Origin of the sequence: Acinetobacter sp. CE-15 (assembly GCF_051059255.1) — a bacterium.
Classification (GTDB): domain Bacteria; phylum Pseudomonadota; class Gammaproteobacteria; order Pseudomonadales; family Moraxellaceae; genus Acinetobacter; species Acinetobacter guillouiae.
The window spans coordinates 2,758,785-2,781,943 of sequence record NZ_CP192737.1 but is presented as its reverse complement, the minus strand read 5'-3'; the positions used below and the strand labels follow the sequence as shown (position 1 = coordinate 2,781,943).

Sequence of the window (23,159 nt, the reverse complement as noted above, 5' to 3'; positions counted from 1 at the left end):
TCAAAGTTAATCAGTAATCATGTAAATATATTTATACCAGGCTTCAACCAAATCAATATCTTGATCTTGTAGATTAGAAGGGAAATAGAAAACTTTATTTTGTTGATGTCTGATTTTTTTAAGCTTAACACCGTCAAAATAAAGGAATAATGGTTCAAATAAACTGTTAGAATCGCTTTTATAAATAATCTGAATGAGAAAGTGTAGAAGTTGGTCACCATTACGATTAACATCCCAGCTAGCGAAACTACTTTTAAAATGTATAAATCCCTTTGCAAAAAAAGACTCTTGTCTTTTACAGAAATCTTTTAAGAATTCATCTTCACAATAGTTATCTATTAGGTTAAGTTCTCTATAAATTAGTATGATAAATAAAAATAATGATTGTCTATTATCAGAGCTTGCTTTTAATAGAGAAAATCTATTTAAAATACGTAAAAGTTGTCTAGGATTTGGTTTATAAACCATACAAATTTTTGTATAGTAATCGTTTATTTCATTTTCAATATTTAATTGTAGGTCATAATTATATTGCTCTAATATTTTTTGATATCGACTTCCATTGATATCTTGATTTTTGAGCAAGATTGAAAAATCAATGAATTTTTCTAAATAGTTTGAAGCAGAAGTAAAACCATAAAAACTATTGATAGCTTCTTCTAGTTGAGTTTTATTAATTGCTAAAACAAATGCAACATTCGGTATATCAAAAAAATGTTTAATACGTTCGATAAGACGAATTGCAAATTCAGGTTTACAACGATCAAGCTCGTCAACAATAAAAATCAACGGCTTATCAAGTTCTGATGTTATCTGAGCTAGTTGAGTTTTAAAGTAGTCTAGTGATTGTTTTTCATTCTCATAATTCTCAACTTGGGCAGAAAGATGTTCTTGGAGTTTTTCATTTAAAAGTTCCGCAGCTTTTTCTCCAAATTCTTCAGAAGATTTCAAAGTAGCTACGGCATCAGCTACGGGTTTAGCTACTGCACCAATACCGACTAATGAAGTAGTCAAATACCACAATAACATAGGTAAATTAGGTAAAATTGCACGATATGCTTGACCAATAGTTGCTTTTATGGATTCAAAAGCATTTGTATCTTGTTTTATAGCATTAGCTATTTCCATAGAAATAGTTAAAAAAGGGTCATCCACATAATCTTGATTGAATGCATTTAAATAAATAACCTTAAATTGATCTTGTTCTAATTTGGCCTTCCAGTTTTGAACAAACCAAGATTTTCCTGCTCCCCATTCAGCGTCTATAGCAATTGTTGCACCAACATGTAAGCGTGATACGTAATCGGTCAATCGCTCTGCTAAAGCTTCACGCCCCCAAAAGTCATCTTTAAATGGTGTTTCAATTGTTTGAAGTTGATCTTTAATCCAAGGAAATTTTACTGCTTGTTCTGTTGTAGTGTTCAAACTTGAAACCCTTTTTAATTATAAAAAAAGATAATAACATTATTGACTTATTTTGAGTAACTAAGATACTACTAAGGAATGATAAATCTTAAACTTAAAAACCCATGACAGCAAAAAAAACTCCAGAAACTGCACCAACAGTAGAACAGCCAGAAAATAATGATTGTTTCATCATCATGCCTATTGCAGATCATCCTGACTATAAGCAAGGTCACTTCAAACGAGTGTATGAAGACATTCTCGCACCTGCTTGTCGTGCAGCAGGTTATAAACCAGTTCGTGCAGATGATACGAAACAAGCAAACTTAATTCAGCTCGATATTCTTCAAAAGTTACTTGAATCGCCTATGGCAATTTGTGATTTAAGCACACGTAACCCAAACGTACTTTTTGAATTAGGATTAAGACAAGCTTTCGATAAACCAACAATTCTTGTTCAAGAAGAGGGAACTCCTAGAATTTTTGACATTAATATTTTCAGATATGTGGAATATCGTAATGGTTTGGACTATCGAGATGTATTAGCTGATCAGAGAACTATTCAAGAAGTCTTGGACGAAACTAAAAAGGCAGTAAAAGACGGAAAAAGCGTAAATTCAATAATTAAGTTGCTTTCAATTACGAATCCTGCAAGTTTGCAAGATACGTCTAATTTTGGAGACAAGGAGTATTTTCAGGTTTTGATGTCTGAGTTACAAGGAATCAAGCATTCTATTGCAAAAGATAGAACGGTTAATATGAATTCAAAATATAGTTATACCCAGCCTAATGATATTAAGAATAATAAAAAATATAACATAAAAATCACGATATATTTTGCGGATGGAACCATATTTAGTGATGTATTAGCTATATTAGATTTTACTAAAGAAATAATAAATGTACGGAATGCTGAAACTAGCAGTGATGAAGAAAATGGTGTATGCATTTATTTTTATTGTGACTTCGATGATATAGATATGATTATTAATAAAATTCAGGATTTTGCTACAACTAACGATATCCAAATATTACGTTTCAGAAAGACCCGGTCTTTATTTGGTAAATTTAGCCCTTGACCCACACATAGTATCTAAGATACTCTAAAAATACCACCCATATGGTGGGTCGAGATTGGCGTCTCGTTATGAATTTGAAGCAGACAAACCGCTGCTTAAGCGGTATTTTTATGTCTGAAGGTTCGATGTGCCTTGTTATGGTAGATCGGACGATGGGACACTTGTGTCCACCGTCCTTGCTTTAAGTTCAACGGTACGCCAACTTCGTTCGGTCTGTCACCCTATTGGCGTGGGGTTGCAGAAGAAATATCCTTTGAACTTGAAGGTATACTACTATGCATATTGATACTCAAGCACAATCTCGTCTAAATGAAATCTGCTATGAACGTCTAACTGCTCTAGACTTTGCGCAAAAACAAAGCTTATTGATAAACTGCTTCACTTGATGAAGGGGGCAGCATCATGAACGATTTATTTGAATTAAACCAAGCTGTATTTATAGAAAAAGAACAAATCAAAACAGATAGTCTTAAAGTCGCTCAAATCTTTGGCAAACGACATGATAATGTTATTCGTGCGATTGAAAATTTAAAGCGCGAATGCGATCCAGATTTTACCTCCTCAATTTTGAGGAGGTAATCGTTAAATACCAAAATGGACGAGGTGGTATTCAGGAAGCGCCTGCATATTAATCTCCCGCTAAAAAATGCACTTGCCAAACATATCCTTTGTGTACATCGTATACGCGTTCGAAAGTATCTTTGGCAGAATGTGTAAAATATTTTGTATTTCCGTTAAGGTCAATGCCACGATCATAAATAATTGTTGCGTATACTTTAGATCCGTCTTGAGATGCTGAAATTCGATATAAAATTTCTTTTAAGGAATCGGTTTGACCTTCTAGAAGACTTTCTACTCGTCTTTTAGCAATTTCTGTCAAATGCTTTTTATCTGAATCACTCAATTCATAGTGTTTTGAAGCCATCTTATTTACCTATTTCAAAAATTTTTATAAAGTATTGACTCGCATATAGTATCTAAGCTACTCTAAAAATACCACCCACATGGTGGTCGAGTTTGGTCGCTCGTTTAGAAACATATGGTAGACAACCGCTACTTGCGGATTTTTTTTGTCTATAATTCGGTACACCCGTTGTTATGGTGGATCGGATGGGGAGGCTAACGCCTGCCGTTTTACCTGTGTTTCACGGTCGACCAACCCCGTTCGGTCTGCCACCCTAGTTTGGTCGCTGGGATGGCATAACAAAACCAAACACAGGTATTCTAATATGAATAAAAAAACTAAGGCACTGTTATGCTTAGATGAAATCTGTTATCAACGTTTAACTGCTCCAGACTTTTCGCAAAAACAAAGCTTTAAAATACGTCTCATCCAATGGGTGAAAGGCGGTGCAAAATGATTCTTTTACTCAAACAAGGCAATGTTCCCAAGAATATAGAAGGACCTCTTAGAGAACGTTACTGACTTCATAGAAAAGCTTGGGCTTCATATTTCAGCCATATCAAGAATGGATTATGTGCTGGAATCCCAAGTGATGAGTTCAATGCCATCATGTGTGGTCTACACTTGCAAATCTATGAAATTTACCAACAAATTGAGAATTTTAAGGCTTGAAGTGTTCTGACTGAAAAATATACAAGAAATTGCAGTTTTAGGGTTGGCGCGGGCGGTAGCCCCCACGTCACCTGCAGGCTTCTTGTGTCGGATTCACTTTAAATTTTATACTCTCAAAATCCTTCCAAGCTCTGTTATAGACAGGGCTTTGGAAAGGTTAAGTAGGTAGAAAAGATGTTCTGCATAATTTCCCTAATTTCTTCTGATCCCTGCACTCTATAAAAAGAACCTTTAAAAAACAGGAAAATCGAAAGGTCTACGGAGAAAAATAAAAATCGCAAAAAGTGTAACCGAACCCCAAAAGGGTACTAAAACGCATTTTTAATTTATTAAATACAATGACTTGCTCGGTTACACTAATAGTGTAACTTAGCGAAACCTAAAAATTAGAAATCCATATAAGATATTGATTATTAATAATATATTTTGTAACTCTCGGTTACTGTAAAAGTGTGTAACCAGTTGCAGAAAAGTTACGCTAAAGTTACAGTAGTATATTGTTAATAAGTATTTATAAATCATATAGATATATAGGATTATTGATTTAGGTTACAAAAGTTACAGCTTTTTAACCATACCCAAAAGTTCAAACAAAGTGGGTGATTCAATAAATTATTTGCCCTGAGAGAACACGCTTTAATTGCCTATATAAATGCTGGTCTAAAATTCAAAAACTTCACCAGAATTGCATCAGGATTTTTTAAGTAATTGAAAATAAATAAAATATATGATAATTGACATCGTAGAGGTCTCCAGTTCGAGTCTGGATATACCTACCAAGATTTTTAAAGACTTATAAGCAATTCAAAAGCTTATAGGTCTTTTTTTTTGCTTTTGTTGCATCTCTATTATTCGTGAATTCAGAAAAATTGCAGGAAATGGCGGTATATTCAACATATTTGCAATAAGTTAGTAACAAAATAAAAATATCGAGACCATGTAGCAATGCTTGGCGTATTTAAGTTAAGTACTAAGGTGCTTCAAACCTACCTTAAATTTAACTTACATATATAAAGATATATGTACATTTAATCATTAAATTACATTTTTAAAAAAATCATAATAAAAAAAAGAAATAAAAATGAGTTATAGTCTAAATGATTTTAAATTGCAGGAATCATACTATTGAGTATTCATGAAATAGTACTTCAAGATGATAAATTTCATTTACATAAACTTGTCAAAGTTAAAGATAGTATTTATGACCCAGTCAAAAAAGATGAGTCTACTTTATGGTTTTGGATTTACTCAGACACATCTGAATTTTTTTACTTTGAATTATGGGATGAACTTGATCATGCAAGAATAAACGAAAATATTAATTATAAAAATTATAACTTTAAAGTAGTTAGTATTAATAATAACAATAAAATGAATTACTCATAAAACTTAATTATATTAAAGATAAATAATTTTCATAATAATTTAAAACATTAACCTAATGTAAAAAACGATTTAATTTTATCTATTTAGGGATGGTAACAATACATCTCTATAGGTATAGGAAATTAAAAGTGAAAACTTAACAAGCGGCCATCAAGAGATTAATCTATTCATTAATTAGTCTCGGTTTGTAATGGCGCTGGGAAGCTTGTCGCTTTTTTAAATTAGAAGAAAGCATCTATATCTGGTGAATCAGAGCAACTGGGTGCGAGTCAATCGGTCAAACTCTAAAATTCTTTAAAAGAGAGGGTCCATAACCCTCTCATTTGATATTTAAAGAAAAGAGGAGATTCCTCGCTGATTTAAACCGACCTTTTTACGCACTCGAGTTTGCTTTTCTTTCAAAAGCTCATTTAATAAGCTATTTAAATGAGCATTATTGAGGGCAGCTGGCGTAAATGAGTCATATCCAAGCTGATTAAAAAATAAATCAACTTTTGAGCACTTTTGCACGTATTTCATTGACCAGTTTTTAAAACTAATTTTGTCAATATCCATGATTTCAAATTCAATAATGCTATTATGCCTAGCGTCATTTTTTATACTTTGAAATAACGCTTGAACTATAGACTTTTCACCTTCAAGACATTGAAAAAAATGATTATTGGCATAGTATAGAACACCAAAAATTTTATTTTTTCCATTAAAATCACGCGCAGTATTTAAGATAGCATTTAAATCTTCAATAAGGTCATTGGCTAATTGATTTCGAGTACTCGCATAGCACAATCGAAGTAGCATACATCTTTCCTCAAGTTGCGTAGATTCGTATAAAAAACCTTATTCATTGATATCAAAATTATATGGTTCCATAGCGTATTCCCCAGCTAAAAGGTCGATAAAAGAAGGGATTGTCTCACTAGAAAGAAGAAATGGATTGAAATCATCACGATGATTTTCTAGGAAAAAGTCACCAAGTCTTTTATTGACAGGGGCAAATTTCATATTCCAATGCTTAAACAAAGCTATGTCACATTTTTCGTAATATAAAATTTCACAATTTTGATGACGTTGATCTTTTAAAATTTGATTATAAAACAGATCATCAACCTTACTTTTATGACCTTCAAGACATTGAACAAAATATCCATGTCCATAGTAAAGAACACCTGTGATTTCATTACGAGAGTTGAAATCAACAGCTGTGTTAAGAATTTCTATCAAATCATTCTTAAGATTTGGATGAGTACTCGTAGCTTTACTTGCATATAAAACTCTTACAAATTCCATTAGAAGGCTTCCACGATAAATAATTACTTCGAACTAGTGCTAACGCTTTAATTTTATTAATAAGCTTTATGTATTCACATAGAAAGATTAGTAACGATGACTACAATACATTGATAATTAATCAAAAGCTAACAAATCGTACCAATGGGTCGAAACAGGAAATGTAAAGTTTTTTAACACTGTTTGAGTGTTTTGTTACTTTACAAAATAAATTTAGCCTATTGTTAAAATTAAATATTTGAAAATAATAGATTTAATAAATATATTTTTAATTTCGTGTGGTTAAAAAACATACAAATGTACGAAATTTCTCACAATCATGTAAGCCATGGATTATATCGCTAAATTTCATATTATTTATACTGCCTAGATACACCACAAGTGCTCATCATTATTATAAATCTGAATATTAATTTAAGGTGATTGTCGCTAACGCTTAAATTAAAATAATTCATTATAAAAATGATGCGTTGAATAAAAGTGTTGTGTATTGGGGGAGTCTTCCCCCTTAGTCGGACAACTAAGGGGGGAGCATTTTTATAAATATGAAATGAGAGAGGATGAAATGCAAATTTTAAAAAATATTGTTATTTTTATTGTCTCTGTTTTAAGTATTTCATTGCTTATTATTATTTTTGATCAATTGGGGATGAATAAAAAACTCAACTTGTTTTTATCAGCTTTACTGTATGGGGTATTCATCACAATTTATTTGCAAAAGGTATTCCTAAGTCTATCTTACTTCTTAGGATTCTATAGCCTTTTATTCATGATAAGTTACTCGGTTGAAGTCATCGTCATGCTTTTTATTTCTTGCTCTGTTTTATTGATTATAAAAATGATTATGCCGAAATTAAAGGATACACATGTCGATCGCTTTTTTATTCTTAATAAATTATATAAGAAGTAATTTTTAATGTTTTTTTTATTTTTATCTTGAATTATAAGTTTATCTTAATTGGTGGGTTTAAGTGTTAATGTGGTTTTGAGTTGTAAATATTATAAACTAGAACATTTTAATCACATAAAATAACACTTGAATTGAAATATTAATTTATAGTGTTATTTTAAATCAAAATATATTTTAGGGAGTAATATAGTATGTTTCGTTGGGCGATTATCTTTGCTGTAATAGCACTTATAGCAAGTCTTTTAGGATTTGGTGGTGTAGCAGGTCTTTCAAAAGATTTTGCAGTTATTCTATTAGTTGTAGCTGTTATCCTTACTGTGATTGGTTTTATTTCTCGTGGAAAGGTATAGTCACTATAAACCATCTAACGATAGAATTTAATCATTCTATCGTTAGATATAATCAATTTGAAAGTACTTAAATCATTTAAATAAATTTGAACTGAGCACATTATGAAAAATATTAACTATGATTTTGTTTTAGAACAAATTTATAATTTTTTACTTTTAAGACCTGACTTTAATAGTAAAACAAATTTTGAGAAGATCGCTGAATATTTCAGAGCTTTAAATGAGGGCACAGATGATGAGTTCAATTTTGAGAAACCAAACAAAATCTCGGGTAAATTTGGCAGTAAAAAAAATATAGTAATAGTCAACGCACCTGAAATAAATAATAAAAATAAATTTTTGGAATGGGTTGATCGGCAAATAAATCTATAAGGTTTTTGATTAAGGGTATCTATATGCATCATAGACATAAGCGAAAAAAAGCAGCATTGATTTCAGAGTGGTCAACTGATCAAGACTGCTATTTGATTGAAAATAGTTCATTACCTATTGAAATATTAAAAGATTCTTTATCATTCTCTGAAGAAGAAATACTTGAGAGAAAGATGCTGCTAGGATTAGTTCGCCAGCAACGACAAATGATGAGAAGCAGTTGAATCAAATATTCTAAGCTTTCCAATTCATTTTTATAATTTTAGCCTTAATTTAATCGGTCTAAAGTGATTAAGAGTCACCTCATAAAATAACTTAACTAATCAAAACTACATCCTGAATATAAGATGCTACACTCATGGTAGTTTTTAAAGATGCAAAAATTTAGGGCTGTGTGTTTAGCTACTGGAAGTGAATAATCATAACGTTTTTCTGTTTCTTGACCACCTTTAATGGGGGAAGCTAAGGCAACTCAGCCATCTTAATAGGTATATTTTAAAATAAGGCATAAACTTTATTCAAGTGAAACCCAGTTACTAAAATCATTATACTTAAAATAAATACCTATACATGAGAGCTATTAAAAAGTGACAATGTTTACATGATTTTGACAGAAAATAAACTTAACTAATAATTCAAAATGGAGTTATATAGGTGATAATGGATTATCAATCTTAATCTATAAATTGTTAATTATTTCATGTGTAAATTATTTATAAAATTTTAAACATTATAAGTTTTATATTTAATGGTTTATAAAGCTATTTGATTAAGATTTTTGAATTATCTTAAATAAGTGAGGAACGATTATGAAGATTGCTTTAATTGGTGCAACAGGTATGGCGGGTTCACGTATTTTAGAAGAGCTTGTTTCACGTGGTCATTACGTTAAAGCCATCGCACGTAATACACATAAAGTACCAGATACAGAGCGTGTCTTATCCGTAGATGTGGACTTAAATGATCATGAAGCGCTTGTAGAAGCTCTAAAAGGGCAAGATGTTGTGATAAGTGCTGTTCCTTTTCATGGCTTAGATGCGAATGCATTGATTAACACAATTCGGGATTCTAAAGTTAAGCGTTATTTGGTTGTTGGTGGTGCTGGTGGATTGACTATTCCCAACAAAAATGTACGCTTATTGGATACAGATGACTTTCCTGCTGCGTATAAACCTGAAGCAGAAGCTGCTGTAAATTTCCTTGAAAAACTTAAACAAGTCGATGATATTGAATGGACTTTTATATCACCTTCGGCAGAGTTTGGTCCAGGAAAACGTACAGGAGAATTTCGTTTAGGCAAAGATGGACTTATAATTGGTAAAGACGGCAGTAAAATTTCAGCTGAAGATTTTGCAATAGCATTATCTGATGAAATTGAAAATAACAACCATATTAATCAACGTTTTACTGTTGGATACTAAGAAGAAGTGTATAAGAGCCCTCATTTGAGGGTTTTTTTCTATAAAAATTAAATTGACGATTTTAGCATTTCCTAAACTTATTTGTACTTATAAGTATTTTTATTTTAAATATTTTGGCCGTTGCTGTAGATCATTTTATTTATCTATATTGAATAAATATAACTGTATAATTTAAATGAATTAAGGACTGCAAATTTTAAAGATTGTATTTAAAAGTTGAATAGACAATACATGTAATATTTTTATAATGATAAAACAGTTAATTATGGTTAATAAGGTGTCTGAAAAGTCATTGTGGATTACATTAGTGGTCATAATTGATATAAATAAGACCAAAATTAAAATATAGAACTTGCTATTGATATATGGATTTGTCATGAAAAGCTCTTTTTTGAATTGTTATACTATAACACTTTTATGGATAGACTTATATGCTGGAAATGTTATGAAACAAAAAGTATTCATTTAAAAAACTTTAAAAAATGTCTATCAGTTTCTTAATTTAATCAGTAATTTTTATTTAAGTGTCTATTGGTTATAAGAATTTTAAGATATTGTTATAATCGTCTCTAAATGAGTCTTGTATGAAAATAGATGAACGCATGATGATAAATGATTTATTGTCATTGGTTTTAAAATCACTATCCTGAGTTTTCTAAATATTAATTCATTTAAATCAATAACATTTTTGATTTTGTTGTCATTTGAAGATAAAATATTTTCGTGTTTTATTCATCAAACTTAGATTAGGTTGTACTTAAATTAGGTCATACATGGACTGGCTCGCACTTAGATTAAGGCTAAGTAAAATAATATGAACAGTTGCAACCATTGTAGATATGACTTTTAGTTTTATACTTTAGACATCTGAATAAGTCCTTTTTAAAACCATAGATCAACATAAAATCCTCCTCATCCTAGCTTTCTCCCAAAGTGAGAAGGAACTTTCAATATCAATCGGATTCACTCAACATGATCATTTTTTGATTTATGAAAAATCTTTTTTAAGAACTACATGGGTATAAATATATTAGGAAATATAAGAATAGAAGGGGAAAATAACTAAAAATGGTTTTTTTATTGGCATTAAATCTCAAAATAGTAGAAATTTCAAAAGAATAGTAGTTGATTTTCAACCTAAGATTGAATTAGTATATCTATAAAATACGATATAGTGAATCGTAACTTAAGCACCAACGTCTGGATAACTGGTCTATCTGATAAGTTAAAGAGTATTTGATTGGGGAGATACGAAATTCTTTATCTGGTTATGACTAGTGATTTAGGAAAGAGGGGATATGCACAAATTTTCAAGAATTGAGCTGGTAACAAATCATTTAACTAAAACGCTAGAGGATTATCTAAAATTAAAAATGAGTTGTGATGGCGTATATACACATACTACAAAAAAAGAAGATGAAAATTATAAAATTGAAGTCGTTATTGATCCACCAAGTGATGTTTTAGAAACCTTTAAGAATATAGCACATGACATCAAAGATTATTTAGATAGTATTGATTATAAAGGAAAATTTGAGTTTAAATTTATTGTGTAGCGATATATAAACTACATGCAATAAGTCATATTTTCATTGAACTAAACTTCGTGTGTTTTTTACTCATTTTTATGATTTATACCCACAAGTCCAGCTCTTTGTGGGTATTTTTTACATCATTCTAAAATAAATGCCAATAACTACCAAGTTTCATATCCCATTCTTTGGGTTCAATGACCATTCTTCCAGCATTAGGTGTTAGGGTTATTTCACTGAAATAGATATTATTTTTTGATATCAAAAAATCTATTCGACTATAACCATATTTCAGGCAGAGCGTTTGTGATAACTCAATTAAAATGCCTAGCCGAGCTGGTTTTCTTAAATATGCAGGGCTATTGCTTTTTAAATCAACTGTAAATGGTTGGAGTGTCCACGATGTATCGTAAATATTTGAATATTCATTTTTGAGACTATCTTGTACATCCACTTCGATAAATTTGGGTTGACCTTCAAAGCAATGGACTCTACATGTGGTAATGGTTAATTTAGTTTCTTGGTCAATCAATAATTCAACATATTGTTCAGCTAAAATTGATGGCTTAATATTTTTGTAATGCCATTCTCTTTTCCTGAAATACATATTTTGCTTTAAATGATGCGTTAATTTGTTTTCCGCATTTCTTTGATCAAATTGACACTTATCATTGCAGACGATTGCGCTGCCGCTATCATGATTGCATTTCAAAACAAATCTATCAGGCAGTCGATTAAAGTCAATTTCATTGAAAGATTGGTATACACCGATCAATGGGACTAGATGAGAAGAACAAATTTTATTGCTGATCACTTCTCTTACAGCCAATTTATCAGCCAATAAGGTATGTAATGGATCTCTTTCAAAAATCATTCTTGCTGTAACTTTTTCATTAAAACTTTTGGGTTGATCAAAATTGGGAATATAGCCAAGTTTATTAATAAAACGTTTGGTTAAATATTGCTTATCTGAGACAAAATATGCTCTTATAACTTTTGCAAAATAGGTGAGATTGTCAATCATTTGTCAAAACCCAATTAATGATCGTATAAGTATAAATAACCAAAGCTTAAAAAATTTTTAAAAAGCGAATGACTTTATGTATGAGTATTATAGTAATAGGCTTATTACTCTAAATATTTCATATTTACTTTCACTTACGGGGCGATTGGAAAATTTATGGGGCTACGTTTTTGAATTATAAATTATTATATTTAATCAATATGTTGAATCCAGTTTTTATATGTGTGATATGACATATTTGAATCAAGCGCGTGGTTATTGTAATCCATGAAAATTTAAGCTTTAGATCGCTTAGACCGACAATCCTTAGGCGATTTGCTAAGGATTTAAGCAGCCTGTTACATAAAATTTACGATACATATATCAAGCTTTACCAAAAGGTAAAATATTTTCTTGAATCTTAATATGAATTGTGTAAAATTTAACCAGTGAAGAAGGTTGTGCTTTTCACTTTGACTTGGTATTTAAGTCTTTAATAAACCCACCTATTTTTTAGGTGGGTTTATTAATTTTAGCCTAATCAATAAATGATAAGTATCTTGCTTCTATCTAAAAGCATAAAACGATTTGAAAAATGAATATTAGTATCGATGGAAAGCTGAATAGTTAAGCTTTATTGAAAGAATATTGAGGATTTAATGTGATTTTAAGCACACTTTTAATAAATATGAATGAATTCATATTTGGAATAGCTACTGTAAACGGATGTTCTGCTTTCTAACTTGACATCATTGGAGTTCAAATAATGCGCTATTTGATCCAATGATGTGGCCTATTATTGTTTTGCTTAAAATTTATACGAAGGTATAGGTTGTTTATTTATAGATTTGATGTAAATTCAGAACAACATCTTTAAAATTAATTCTTATGAATATTTGTATAGGCGGTCCCTGGCATGGAAGTAAGTTGCTAGGAAATGATAATAAAAAGTCTTTTAAAGTAAAAGGCAAATTACCCAATTCAACAACAAACTATTTTAAAAGAAAGATTCAGTTTAAAAACGTATTTTATATTTTTTGGGTATCTGATGAACTGATGTTATTAGATGAGAATGAAATTATTAAAAATTTTTTACTTAAAAAATTAAATATTATTGTTTAAATAAACTTCATATAAATGAAAGATGCTAAGGCGTCTTTTTTTATATTTTTTAATTTTGCCTTGCTGCATTTGGGTTACAGTGAAATGGTGATCATTTTGGATAATCCATGATTTTTTTATTCTGATTGTTTGATAATTTATTTTAACAAATGGTAAAAAATATATTTTAAGTTACTTAAATTGTTTGATATTTTACATAATTTATTGTATAAAAAAGAAACAACAATAAAATGAGGGTGAAATCATGATAGACAAATCAATAAACATCGTTTTTTTCTTTTCCGTATTTATTGCCTTAACTTTACTGGTACACCTGTTGGGAAATGTGCCAACTGGCGTATGGTTTCCAAAATAAAACTGCTCAATGGAAAAGCTCATCTTGAGATGGGCTTTTTACTTTATGGAGGGATAGATTTTGATCCAGTTATTAAAATGTATGTTTGGCTTTCATCGTGTGATTGATACGCATTATTGTAAAGACGGAGAGTTGGCGGTGTGTCATCATTGTCTAAAAGTTGTTAAAAAATAATCATGTAAATGAAATGACATGGAATACATGATATTTCAATTTTTATACTCAATTCAAAGTTAAGCTGTTCATAATATTTTTTTACTTTGCGAGTGTGAGTTTTTAAATGCCAATACCTAAAATGAATGAGACTAAAACAGATTCCAATCAAGCGCCATATTTTTCAATTGAGCAGCTTAAAAGATTTTTGAAAACACAAATTAGATTAAAAGCCGATGAAGGAGAGTTGTTTGTAAGTGAATATATCACTACAGATTTCGCACAACATGACATCGTTAATCTGGGTGAAGAATTTAAGAAAGCGGGCTACAAGGTGAGTATCAAAAATGCAGGTAAAGAAAAAATATTTTCTGTTTTTTGGAATTAAAACACTGTAAGTTTTAATGTCTCCTGAAGGAAATAACCACAACTTTATTCCATCACCTAAACGAACCAAATTTTACTTTTTTCTAGGGTTTAATTTTTCAATCAAGGCAGTCCCAACGATGAAAATCATTTCAATAGTCTGTCTCGTTTTATTGTGGGTTGAATCATATGTCGAAAATAAGATACATATCAACAAGATCAATCTAAGACTCTGCACTTGCAGGATCAAATCAGTGAATAGATGTCAGCTATTGGCCGCGTAGAGGCAATATGGCATAGTTCTGCTATCGTGATGTAGTCAACTGAATAGCCCCTGAATTCATTGTGGAATTCTTATGCGAGGCTTATGGAAGAACAAAGTGAATAATTTAGAAAATCAAGATTTAGAACAGCAATCTCAACCAGAGCAAAAAGATTCTAGCGTAATGAATGATATCGTGAATTCGATCAATCCTTTGGATGCCGTTGATCTGATCTTGGAAACAGGTCGGTTGATTGTGAATACGAGTAAAGATATTGTTTCTGATATTGCTGACAACATTGATATTGATATAAGTCTTTAAAATTAATTCGCAAATGTACCCATCAAAAGTTGGGGTTTTAAATTAAGTGATTGAACTTTTTTGCAGATGACACTTAAATCAATGATGAAAAAAATTCTCTTGGCATTTCTTATATTGAATTCGAAATTTAGCTTTGCTGATCCAATAAAACCAACTTTTCTTGAAGAAAAATTAGATATTGAAAAGTTTAAAAAAGAGCTAGATGATAAACATACATCTAAAATAAAAAAGTCGCTTTTTCTTGTAAAAAGAGAGCCGAAATTGGACCAGCCTAAATATAAAGCAGTTATGCTAAGAGTCGCTAAGGATAGGCAGGGTAATTCTTTTAAGTATATGAAAATGATCAATTATGTAGACTGTGATAAAAATAAAACTTATACATTTTTGTCATTTTATGATGAAAATGGCATTACACATGGTATTGGTTCATCTAATGACGATCTTGCAGGAGATACTCCATTAAGAAAACAAGTCTGTATCATTGAATGATGGTGAATAGTTGAAAAAGTATGCTTATTTTATGATTTAAAATTGACACATTTCACGTTATTTAGTAAAACTGTGATTGTTAATTCATTATAGTGAATAAACATACAATAATCCTTAATCAGCGCAAAATTAAGGGGAAGCCTCACAGTGATGTGAGGCTTTTTTATTCGAATAACTTATTCCAAAGCAGTGTTCGAAATCGCTCGTGAGTAGTTGTTTGTGACTTTGTTTAAAACTAATAGAGATCATGCTCAGCTTTAAAGCGTTCCAGATTCCGAAGTGCGTCTTGATAACGTGAGCGTACTTGACTGCTATTGCTACGAAGATCAGATAATTTCTTTTTATAGTCGTCGCGATCTTTGGCAGATAGATCTTTGCTGTCTAATTTTCCAAGATAGTAATCTAGATTGTTTTGTGAAGTATTAAATTCTGAATTCGCATGATAAAAGTTACTGGCCACTTGATAATAATGACGTAAGGATTCACGTTTCTCTGCAGGGCAAACTCTAAAATTACCGCGACCTTCTAAAGCTTCATAAAAGATATTTTCAGGTTGACAGTAAGCCCCTATACCTTTTAAGTAACCCATTTCATAAAGATTTTGACTAGGAGTAATATTGGCTTTTTTACAAGAGGAATAGTATTTATCTATGTGGGATTTATTTCCAGCAGCGCCATCTTTTTCACCAACGTTAAACCAATTTGCAGTTTTACATTGTTCAACACTCATTGCAGCACAACCGGAAAGTAAAACCGTAAAAGTAGATAAAATTACTATAAGTTTCATGAAAAATTCTTCCAAACGATTTTTGAATTACTTTTAAAAAATGATTTTATCATGACAAGGTCAATAATTTCCTGATCATCAATACGGATTTACATGAAAAGTGCATCTAAAATTTGAGATAAAAAAGTGTTTTTTGATCTTGAGTAGCGGGTAAAACTTTTGATTAAAGCATTTGAAGTATTGTTTATGCAGCAATCTAAACGTAGTAGAACAGTTTGTAACTTTAGTGTTTTAGCAACCAAATGGCACGTATCTGAGGGAAGTATGTGCTGTAGAAAAACTATCTTTTCAGATTTTATCAAATCAACTTATACAAAAATATTCGGAACTTGTTATTTAATAATAGAAGAATTCAATTAAATCATATGTATAAAAGCATATGTGTAAAAAGGATTGTATTAACATAATTAATTGATAATTTGTTTATTTTTAGTGATTAGGACGAGGAGCTTTGAAAATATATGTTATCTGTATTTTTTATTTTTAGATATTTTTCTTGAATTAATAATATAAATTATGTAGAAATGTGAATATTAATTATTAGAAAAATTAATTAAAGGTAAAGAATGGCAACACCATATATAACAATTGGTTGTCCTACTACTGGTGGTGGGAAAGTTTTAACTGGTAATTCTGCATTTTTGGTTGAAGGAATTCCTATAGCCTGTGTAGGTGATAAAGCTTCTTGTCCAAAGCATAAAGTTGTAGCGACAATAGTCACTGGTGATCCGCACATGAACGTTTTCGGGAAGTCTGCTGCAAGGGCAAATGATTTACTATCATGTGGTTGTAAATTACTACCTAAACAGAATTTAGTTGTTGGTGATAATGGTGGTGGCTTAGGCAGTTTTTCTAACTTTTTACCGAATAATAGTACAAAAAACGTTGAAGAAAGTTTTTTTAATAATAAGAGTGCTGATCATGATACTCAAATTCAATTTGAAACTGTAAAAGGAGAACCTTTTGCAAATATTAAATATGAATTAAAGTTAGCTGATGGGACTACGAGAAGTGGTATAACAGATGCAGCAGGGAAAACGGCAAGAATTGAAACTGTTGGATCTGTTAAAATAACGAAAGTTACATTCGATGGTGAGGAAAAAAATCCACTTATTCCAAAGAAAAGGAGTGAACTTGATTTTACGACAAATACCAAGGCTTTTGGGAGTTCATTAGAGACATGTATATTAGAGATTTCGAAAAGACCTTTAACAAAGGGCGAAGTAAGTATTGCAGAAAAAGTGTTTAAGGGAAGTGTCGATTATTCAAAAATATTTATTCATAATGAGGAATATCTTTGGTTAGGTCTACAACCAAATAATGCAGCAATGACACCTAATGGGCAAATGTACTATGCTATAGGAGTGTATGTGGATGATTATTCGGTCGATCCCAATTTTATGCATTTATTTATTCATGAAATGGGGCATGTTTGGCAATATCAATTAGGTTACCCTGTAAAAAGAAAAGGATTGCTTTTACATCCAAAAAGTCTTTGGGGATTATTATATAATCCATATGATTATAGTTTAGATGCTAGTCGAAAATTATGTGATTACAATATGGAACAGCAACCAGATATTATTGCTGATTATGCGATGTTATATATTTTTCAGATTGGAGTTTATAGTAAAAAATACCCTCAAAGTGCCTTCCTACTGACCTTGTCTGAGTTTCTAAAGGATCCTAGTGATGTTAGCAATCTTCCAAAGAAATAATCTAAGATTAGTTTTATTTACGTTTTTATTGAGCTTAACAGTTACCAGTAACGCAATCGCTGATCGGGTTGGTGATGGTCCTGTAATCGTGACTACAAAAAACAATAACTTATGTTTCGCAGTTGATAAATACAAGCCTAAAGGGTCTATCTTTCAGAGTAGCAGTATTGCCCGTAAAGGTTTAGCGTTACAAAGTATCGGTGTTTTGAAATACCACGGTGATGCTATTTGGAGCATCTATGTGCCTACTCAAAATATAGGAAACGAATTCATTTTAAAATCAGAACAATGTTTGGAGTATGGCGTTATTTTAAAAAACTATAAAACCTTTAAAGAAACTAAGAGCTTGTCTACAGGAAAATTTACTGTTGTTATTTCTGGGATTGACCTTCAAGAGAACAGAACTGCTAAATTCTTAACTTCATTTAATTTAAAAATAACGGATGGACAGTTAAATTTAATAGATTGATAATTTATTCAGATTTTTTCTAAAAATAGGATTTTCATCTAACGCTATAAAAATAAAGCGGATTAAAGCAAGACTACAAATCCAAAACATAGACAATCATTGAGCTCAGTGCAGTGACGATTACACAGAAATTTATAGTTACTTATTTAATTTCATAAAACTTATATACTATGATTTTATAGTTAAATTAACATTGATCTTTAAAGTGGCTTAATTCTAATGTTTGGGAAGATCGTTTTTACTGTATCGGTAGTCTTATCCATAGTTTTTTTTGTTCTCGGTTTAACGGAAGCTATTGTTGAGTTTATCGTTATTGGATGCCTCGGTTTTATTGCATCAGGCTTGGTTTTTAAACAAATGAAAATATCATTCAAGCAGAATGACGACTAATTTTGTGGTTTTGAGTAAGAGTACTTTTGGCTATTTTTTATTATCAAAAAATGCTATGCAATCATGGTGTTGGATTTAAAAATTAATTGGATATTTTGGGTCTGTAATTATTTTCTCTGATTTCTTATTTACTATTTGCCTAAGAAAAATAAAACAAACAAAAATTATCAAAGTCGCTAAAAGAGCAAGATCTAATTCTACTATAAGGATGTAAGCACTGAGTTAAAAAGTACAAAAGTTTGATAGAGCCCTCATTGGAGGGCTTTTTTGTGTCAAGGTGCTGAAAAATATTAAAAAAATCACATATTATTATAATAATATAATATTTTATTATCATTTTATGATATTTTCATGTGGTTATATAGCGTTATAAATCTATATAAATTATCTTATATTGAATAAAAGGGTTAAAAAATAATGGCTAAAATTGACTTAAATCCATTGGCTGAAATTGATGGCTTCACAGCAGCAGCACTTGTAGACTATACAAGCGGATTATCACTTGCCGCTCAAGGAACGGGGATCGATTTAGAGCTTGCTGCTGCTGGAAATACGGAAGTTTTAAGAGCAAAAATTAAAACAGCAAAAGCGCTAGATTTGAAAGATACGATTGATGATGTTTTGATCACACTCGGGAAGCAGTACCATTTATTACGTCCACTTGAAAAGAATAGCGATTTATTTTTATATCTGGTATTGGATCGCCAAAAATCAAACTTAGCGATGGCAAGACATGAACTTCGAATTTTTGAAAAAGAGTTAGATTTTTCTTAAAAGCAGCAATTGGCTATTATATTGGATACGATGTAATAGCCATTTTAAATCATCAATACTAAGAAAATAGAATGCATATTTAGCATATAAATACAGCCCGAATATAGGCTATATAAAGATGTTAAATCTTGAGTGAAATAGTCGACTTAAGTCTATGAATGTAAAGTTATAAATATGAATACCATAAAATAAAAAAATATCATTGAAAATCTCATAAATGTTATTAGAATTCTATTTCTAAATAAATTAAGAGATTGGGGATATGGAAAATAAAACAGCAAGATTAACTATTTTGATAGACCCGAACAAAAAGGAAGCTTTTGAAGAATTGTGCAACCGTCAGGATCTAAAGCCTTCACAAGTGGTTCGCCAACTGATTCGTGAGTATTTAGAAAAGCATGGTGTTGATTACGCGACTAAACCGACTTTACCAAAAAAGTAATATTTAAATTATCAATTTTATCAAAAAAATAGGACTGTGCTTTTTAGGGGGAAAAGCGGGTCTTATTTATATTGAATCAGAGAAAACTGAGTAAGATTGATCAAAAATGTTGTACTAATTATTGATGATTCTGATATTTATAAATTTTTAATATATTTGATTCTGTAAAGCTGACCAATTTGAGCTTGATGATATTGAGTAAATAAGCAAAAGAGAGCTTACAGGCCGTTTTATGGCTTGTAAGCTCTTTTTTGAAAATAAAGCCTAGAAACAATACGATAAATAGATTTTTTGAATTCTTTTTTGACAAAACTTCAGCTTGGTTTTGATCTTTATAGCGTTGTTTTTCATATGATTATGATTAAGTATTTTTCTGTTAATTGACCATAAATTAAAATTAAATAAATGATAATTATTATTATTAGCAATTGCATTTGGTGTTTTGCTCAAATACAATGCGCAACAATTCTTTCACAATTCCTCCTTAATTTAAGTTGCGTATTAACATGAATAAACAATTAAGATTTCAAACACTGTCAATTTCTATACTCACCGCAATGTCAATTTCAGTATATGCAAAAGATACTTCTGAAGATGCGACAAAGTTAAAAACAATTGTAGTGACTGCGAGTAGTCAGGCAGTAGATGTTAAAGAAGCACCAGCAAGTATTAGTGTTATTACAAGCGAAGATATCGAAAAACAACCTGTGGGTAGTCTTGGAGAGTTATTAAGTAAAGTCCCTGGGGTAACAGGTGGAATTAGTCCTTCGAAGGAAGGTTCTAAGATTAAATTGCGTGGTTTACCAGACAATTACACACTGATTTTAGTTGATGGTAAACGCATCGGGTCTTCAAGAGATGTAAGTTATCGTCCAGATTTAGGTCGTCAGGATTTAAACTGGATTACTCCTGATATGATTGAAAGAATTGAAGTCGTTCGTGGTCCAATGTCTTCCTTATATGGTTCAGATGCCATGGGAGGTGTAATTAATATTATTACTAAGAAGATTCCCAATGCTTGGGGCGGTAATGTCACTTTAAATTATACTCAGCCAACAACTTCGTCTGATTTAGGAACTTCTTTACAAACAGGTGTCATGGCTGCTGGTCCATTAACGGATACCTTAGGTCTGCGCTTGACTGCAGGGATGACTGAACGAGAGGCAGATAAGAAATATTCAGCAGGTAACGGAACCACAGGTTCTCAAGATCAAAACTACAATGCGATGTTGCACTATCAGGCAACAGATAAACAGTCATTCAGTTTTGAAGCAGGGCACAGTATTCAAAAGAATGAAAAAGGTTCTCAAATTAACGCCAAAACAGGTGCAGAACAGGAGACTAGTTGGGGAGCTAAAAAATTAGAACATAATTCATTTAGCGTATCGCATGATGGTGAGTGGGCAATTGGTAAATCTAAGTTAAGCGCATACTACAATGATTATGATTCAAGTATTAATAAGGTTACGAGTAAATCAAATGAATTGATTGTTGAGGGTAGCTTAACCATGCCATTTGAGCTAATGTTTAAGCAAGTCTTAACTGTTGGCGGTCAATGGAAAAAACAAGAATTAACCAATACTGATACGATTGGTACTCTACCTGGTGGCAGTTGGGATGGGAAAAGCTATACCGACCCTAAGGTGGATAATAAAAATTGGGCATTATTTCTTGAAGACAATATTTCACTTCTCGATAATTTGACATTAACAGTAGGGAATCGTTTAGATCATGATGATAAATATGGTGAGCATCATAGTCCAAGAGGTTATTTAGTTTATAGTCCAATGGATGATCTTGTGATTAAAGGGGGGATCGCAAAAGGTTTCCGTGCACCAACTGTGAAAGAATCATCTCCTGGTGGGGCAACTGAATCTGGTGGGAATGGTTGCAATGGGTTAAGAGGTAAAATTTGGTATGACAGTAAGCAAAAGCCAGATACCTATACGGGTGGTAGCTGCTTTATGACAGGTAATCCAAACCTTAAGCCTGAGGAAAGCACAAACTATGAAATTGGTGTAAATTATACTGGTTTTGGTACAGATTTAGGTTTGACATTCTTTCATACAGATTTTAAAAATAAAATCACTTATTCGCCGTTAGGTCACGAAGGTGGTATTTGGTTTACTCGAAATGAAAATATTCAAAATGCAGTAACGCGTGGTCTAGAAATGGTTGTAAATTTCCCAGTTTTAGACAATCTAAAATGGAATAATAATGCAACGTATTTCTTAAAAGCAAAAAATGAAGATACTGGTGCAACCTTACTGACCACTTCAAAATTAACGGTAAATTCAGCCCTAAATTGGCAACCGATAGATCCACTCAATGTAGAATTGTCTGCGCAATATTTAGGTAAGCAATATTTAACTGATAAAAGCGCTACTCCTACGATGCAAAAACCACATACAATCGTAAATCTAGCAAGTAATTATCAAGTCAATGATAAGCTTACTGTACGTGGTGGTTTTACTAACTTACTTGATAAAAAATTGTCAAATGGTGCAGACGCATATTTCGTTGAACGTCAAAAAGTATTTGTAGGCGCAACCTTTAAGTTCTAATCAATCATATTGAAGAGAAGACTGACTTCACTTCAATAATAAATCTTGTATTATAAAAACCATCTTCGGATGGTTTTTTGTTATGTATTTTTATTAGGAAGTGATTTTATTTCGATGAATCAAGTGCTGTATATAAAATAGTAAAGAATGATCTTCAGTATTTAGGAATTTTTTGTTCGCACCAAAAATTTCCCCCAATATTTTTTTGATAATTTTATAGTTTAATAAAATCAGTAGGTTATATATTTTTTAAAAAACTTTGGGTATTTTATGGTTTTTATATTTAACTTGCTGTTATCAGCGTATTTTTTGATTTAAAATTATAGTTCACTGCCATATAGGCAGCTTAGAAAACCCATGACATTAGATTTAGAGGTTGCTCAAGGTTCACTGCCATATAGGCAGCTTAGAAATACAATAGTTCGCGTAGATGCAAACTGCTCAGGTTCACTGCCATATAGGCAGCTTAGAAAATAAACATTGTGACCTTGCAGAATCTTTGCTGGTTCACTGCCATATAGGTAGTTTAACAATCAACAGAAGAACAATAGATGAGGTATACCAGCAGAGGAGTTAATTTTAGTTATATTGATAACATTTGAATTTGTAGAGAAAGTCACCTTTAA

Annotated in this window: 22 protein-coding genes and 1 pseudogene; 17 read left to right on the top strand and 6 right to left on the bottom strand. The window is 31.2% G+C overall.

The features are described 5' to 3' along the window. Window positions 1–6 precede the first annotated feature (6 nt). Entirely contained in the window at window positions 7–1,425 is a 1,419-nt protein-coding gene (locus ACQ7EO_RS12940; protein ID WP_434277540.1) for a KAP family P-loop NTPase fold protein, read from the bottom strand. Between the two features lie 104 nt (window positions 1,426–1,529). On the opposite strand from ACQ7EO_RS12940, the gene ACQ7EO_RS12935 reads away from it, so the two are divergent. Both ACQ7EO_RS12935 and ACQ7EO_RS12930 read left to right on the top strand, forming a co-directional pair. Continuing rightward, the gene (locus ACQ7EO_RS12935) at window positions 1,530–2,483 is read left to right on the top strand and encodes a hypothetical protein (protein ID WP_434277539.1); all 954 of its coding nucleotides are present in this window, start codon (window positions 1,530–1,532) and stop codon (window positions 2,481–2,483) included. 402 nt (window positions 2,484–2,885) lie between these two features. Then, window positions 2,886–3,062, top strand: coding sequence for a Rha family transcriptional regulator (locus ACQ7EO_RS12930; protein WP_434277537.1), 177 nt, complete (start codon window positions 2,886–2,888; stop codon window positions 3,060–3,062). A gap of 49 nt (window positions 3,063–3,111) precedes the next feature. Here the strand turns inward: ACQ7EO_RS12930 and ACQ7EO_RS12925 are convergent, their stop codons facing one another. After that, window positions 3,112–3,408 (bottom strand): hypothetical protein, encoded by a 297-nt coding sequence (locus ACQ7EO_RS12925; RefSeq protein WP_434277536.1) that lies wholly within the window; start codon window positions 3,406–3,408, stop codon window positions 3,112–3,114. Between the two features lie 304 nt (window positions 3,409–3,712). On the opposite strand from ACQ7EO_RS12925, the gene ACQ7EO_RS12920 reads away from it, so the two are divergent. After that, a complete protein-coding gene (locus tag ACQ7EO_RS12920) occupies window positions 3,713–3,844 on the top strand; it encodes a hypothetical protein (RefSeq protein WP_434277535.1) in 132 nt (43 codons plus the stop codon). A gap of 1,340 nt (window positions 3,845–5,184) precedes the next feature. Next, entirely contained in the window at window positions 5,185–5,445 is a 261-nt protein-coding gene (locus tag ACQ7EO_RS12915) for a hypothetical protein (protein ID WP_434277534.1), read from the top strand. Between the two features lie 330 nt (window positions 5,446–5,775). Here the strand turns inward: ACQ7EO_RS12915 and ACQ7EO_RS12910 are convergent, their stop codons facing one another. Beyond that, window positions 5,776–6,243, bottom strand: coding sequence for a BLUF domain-containing protein (locus ACQ7EO_RS12910; RefSeq protein ID WP_434277533.1), 468 nt, complete (start codon window positions 6,241–6,243; stop codon window positions 5,776–5,778). Window positions 6,244–6,282: 39 nt separating this feature from the next. Then, window positions 6,283–6,732 carry a BLUF domain-containing protein gene (locus ACQ7EO_RS12905; RefSeq protein ID WP_434277531.1) on the bottom strand — a complete coding sequence of 150 codons (450 nt, stop codon included), beginning with the start codon at window positions 6,730–6,732 and terminating at the stop codon, window positions 6,283–6,285. 1,101 nt (window positions 6,733–7,833) lie between these two features. Here ACQ7EO_RS12905 and ACQ7EO_RS12900 point away from each other — a divergent pair. From ACQ7EO_RS12900 to ACQ7EO_RS12880, 5 genes are all read left to right on the top strand, one after another. Next, on the top strand, window positions 7,834–7,992 hold the full coding sequence (locus ACQ7EO_RS12900; protein ID WP_004721227.1) for a DUF1328 domain-containing protein: 159 nt from the start codon (window positions 7,834–7,836) through the stop codon (window positions 7,990–7,992). A 102-nt stretch (window positions 7,993–8,094) separates the two neighbouring features. Continuing rightward, window positions 8,095–8,364: a hypothetical protein gene (locus ACQ7EO_RS12895; RefSeq protein ID WP_004721225.1), complete on the top strand. Its 270-nt coding sequence runs from the start codon at window positions 8,095–8,097 to the stop codon at window positions 8,362–8,364. A gap of 23 nt (window positions 8,365–8,387) precedes the next feature. After that, window positions 8,388–8,588 carry a hypothetical protein gene (locus tag ACQ7EO_RS12890; protein WP_434277530.1) on the top strand — a complete coding sequence of 67 codons (201 nt, stop codon included), beginning with the start codon at window positions 8,388–8,390 and terminating at the stop codon, window positions 8,586–8,588. Window positions 8,589–9,173: 585 nt separating this feature from the next. Beyond that, window positions 9,174–9,785 carry an NAD(P)-dependent oxidoreductase gene (locus ACQ7EO_RS12885; protein ID WP_434277528.1) on the top strand — a complete coding sequence of 204 codons (612 nt, stop codon included), beginning with the start codon at window positions 9,174–9,176 and terminating at the stop codon, window positions 9,783–9,785. Window positions 9,786–11,083: 1,298 nt separating this feature from the next. After that, entirely contained in the window at window positions 11,084–11,341 is a 258-nt protein-coding gene (locus tag ACQ7EO_RS12880) for a hypothetical protein (RefSeq protein ID WP_434277527.1), read from the top strand. Window positions 11,342–11,462: 121 nt separating this feature from the next. Here ACQ7EO_RS12880 and ACQ7EO_RS12875 read toward each other — a convergent pair whose 3' ends face one another. Beyond that, window positions 11,463–12,341 (bottom strand): ATP-grasp fold amidoligase family protein, encoded by an 879-nt coding sequence (locus ACQ7EO_RS12875; protein ID WP_434277526.1) that lies wholly within the window; start codon window positions 12,339–12,341, stop codon window positions 11,463–11,465. A gap of 1,736 nt (window positions 12,342–14,077) precedes the next feature. Between ACQ7EO_RS12875 and ACQ7EO_RS12870 the strand changes: the two genes are divergently transcribed. The 3 genes from ACQ7EO_RS12870 to ACQ7EO_RS12860 all read left to right on the top strand — a co-directional run bounded on the left by ACQ7EO_RS12870 (window position 14,078) and on the right by ACQ7EO_RS12860 (window position 15,389). Then, window positions 14,078–14,338, top strand: coding sequence for a hypothetical protein (locus tag ACQ7EO_RS12870; RefSeq protein ID WP_004820770.1), 261 nt, complete (start codon window positions 14,078–14,080; stop codon window positions 14,336–14,338). A gap of 358 nt (window positions 14,339–14,696) precedes the next feature. After that, the gene (locus ACQ7EO_RS12865; protein WP_035371157.1) at window positions 14,697–14,900 is read left to right on the top strand and encodes a hypothetical protein; all 204 of its coding nucleotides are present in this window, start codon (window positions 14,697–14,699) and stop codon (window positions 14,898–14,900) included. Window positions 14,901–14,966: 66 nt separating this feature from the next. Next, window positions 14,967–15,389, top strand: coding sequence for a hypothetical protein (locus tag ACQ7EO_RS12860; RefSeq protein ID WP_434277523.1), 423 nt, complete (start codon window positions 14,967–14,969; stop codon window positions 15,387–15,389). A 235-nt stretch (window positions 15,390–15,624) separates the two neighbouring features. On the opposite strand, the gene ACQ7EO_RS12855 is transcribed toward ACQ7EO_RS12860, so the two are convergent. Beyond that, window positions 15,625–16,176: a DUF2799 domain-containing protein gene (locus ACQ7EO_RS12855; protein ID WP_004820776.1), complete on the bottom strand. Its 552-nt coding sequence runs from the start codon at window positions 16,174–16,176 to the stop codon at window positions 15,625–15,627. A 566-nt stretch (window positions 16,177–16,742) separates the two neighbouring features. Between ACQ7EO_RS12855 and ACQ7EO_RS12850 the strand changes: the two are divergent. The 5 genes and pseudogenes from ACQ7EO_RS12850 to ACQ7EO_RS12830 all read left to right on the top strand — a co-directional run. After that, window positions 16,743–17,015 (top strand): annotated as a pseudogene (locus ACQ7EO_RS12850) (PAAR domain-containing protein); the annotation flags it as partial. Between the two features lie 853 nt (window positions 17,016–17,868). After that, window positions 17,869–18,363, top strand: a complete 495-nt coding sequence (locus ACQ7EO_RS12845) for a hypothetical protein (RefSeq protein WP_434277522.1) — start codon at window positions 17,869–17,871, stop codon at window positions 18,361–18,363. Between the two features lie 807 nt (window positions 18,364–19,170). After that, the gene (locus ACQ7EO_RS12840) at window positions 19,171–19,527 is read left to right on the top strand and encodes a hypothetical protein (protein WP_004721210.1); all 357 of its coding nucleotides are present in this window, start codon (window positions 19,171–19,173) and stop codon (window positions 19,525–19,527) included. A gap of 262 nt (window positions 19,528–19,789) precedes the next feature. Beyond that, the gene (locus ACQ7EO_RS12835) at window positions 19,790–19,969 is read left to right on the top strand and encodes a ribbon-helix-helix protein, CopG family (RefSeq protein ID WP_004721206.1); all 180 of its coding nucleotides are present in this window, start codon (window positions 19,790–19,792) and stop codon (window positions 19,967–19,969) included. Window positions 19,970–20,475: 506 nt separating this feature from the next. Beyond that, window positions 20,476–22,533, top strand: coding sequence for a TonB-dependent receptor domain-containing protein (locus ACQ7EO_RS12830; RefSeq protein WP_434277520.1), 2,058 nt, complete (start codon window positions 20,476–20,478; stop codon window positions 22,531–22,533). The last annotated feature ends 626 nt before the right edge of the window (window positions 22,534–23,159 follow it).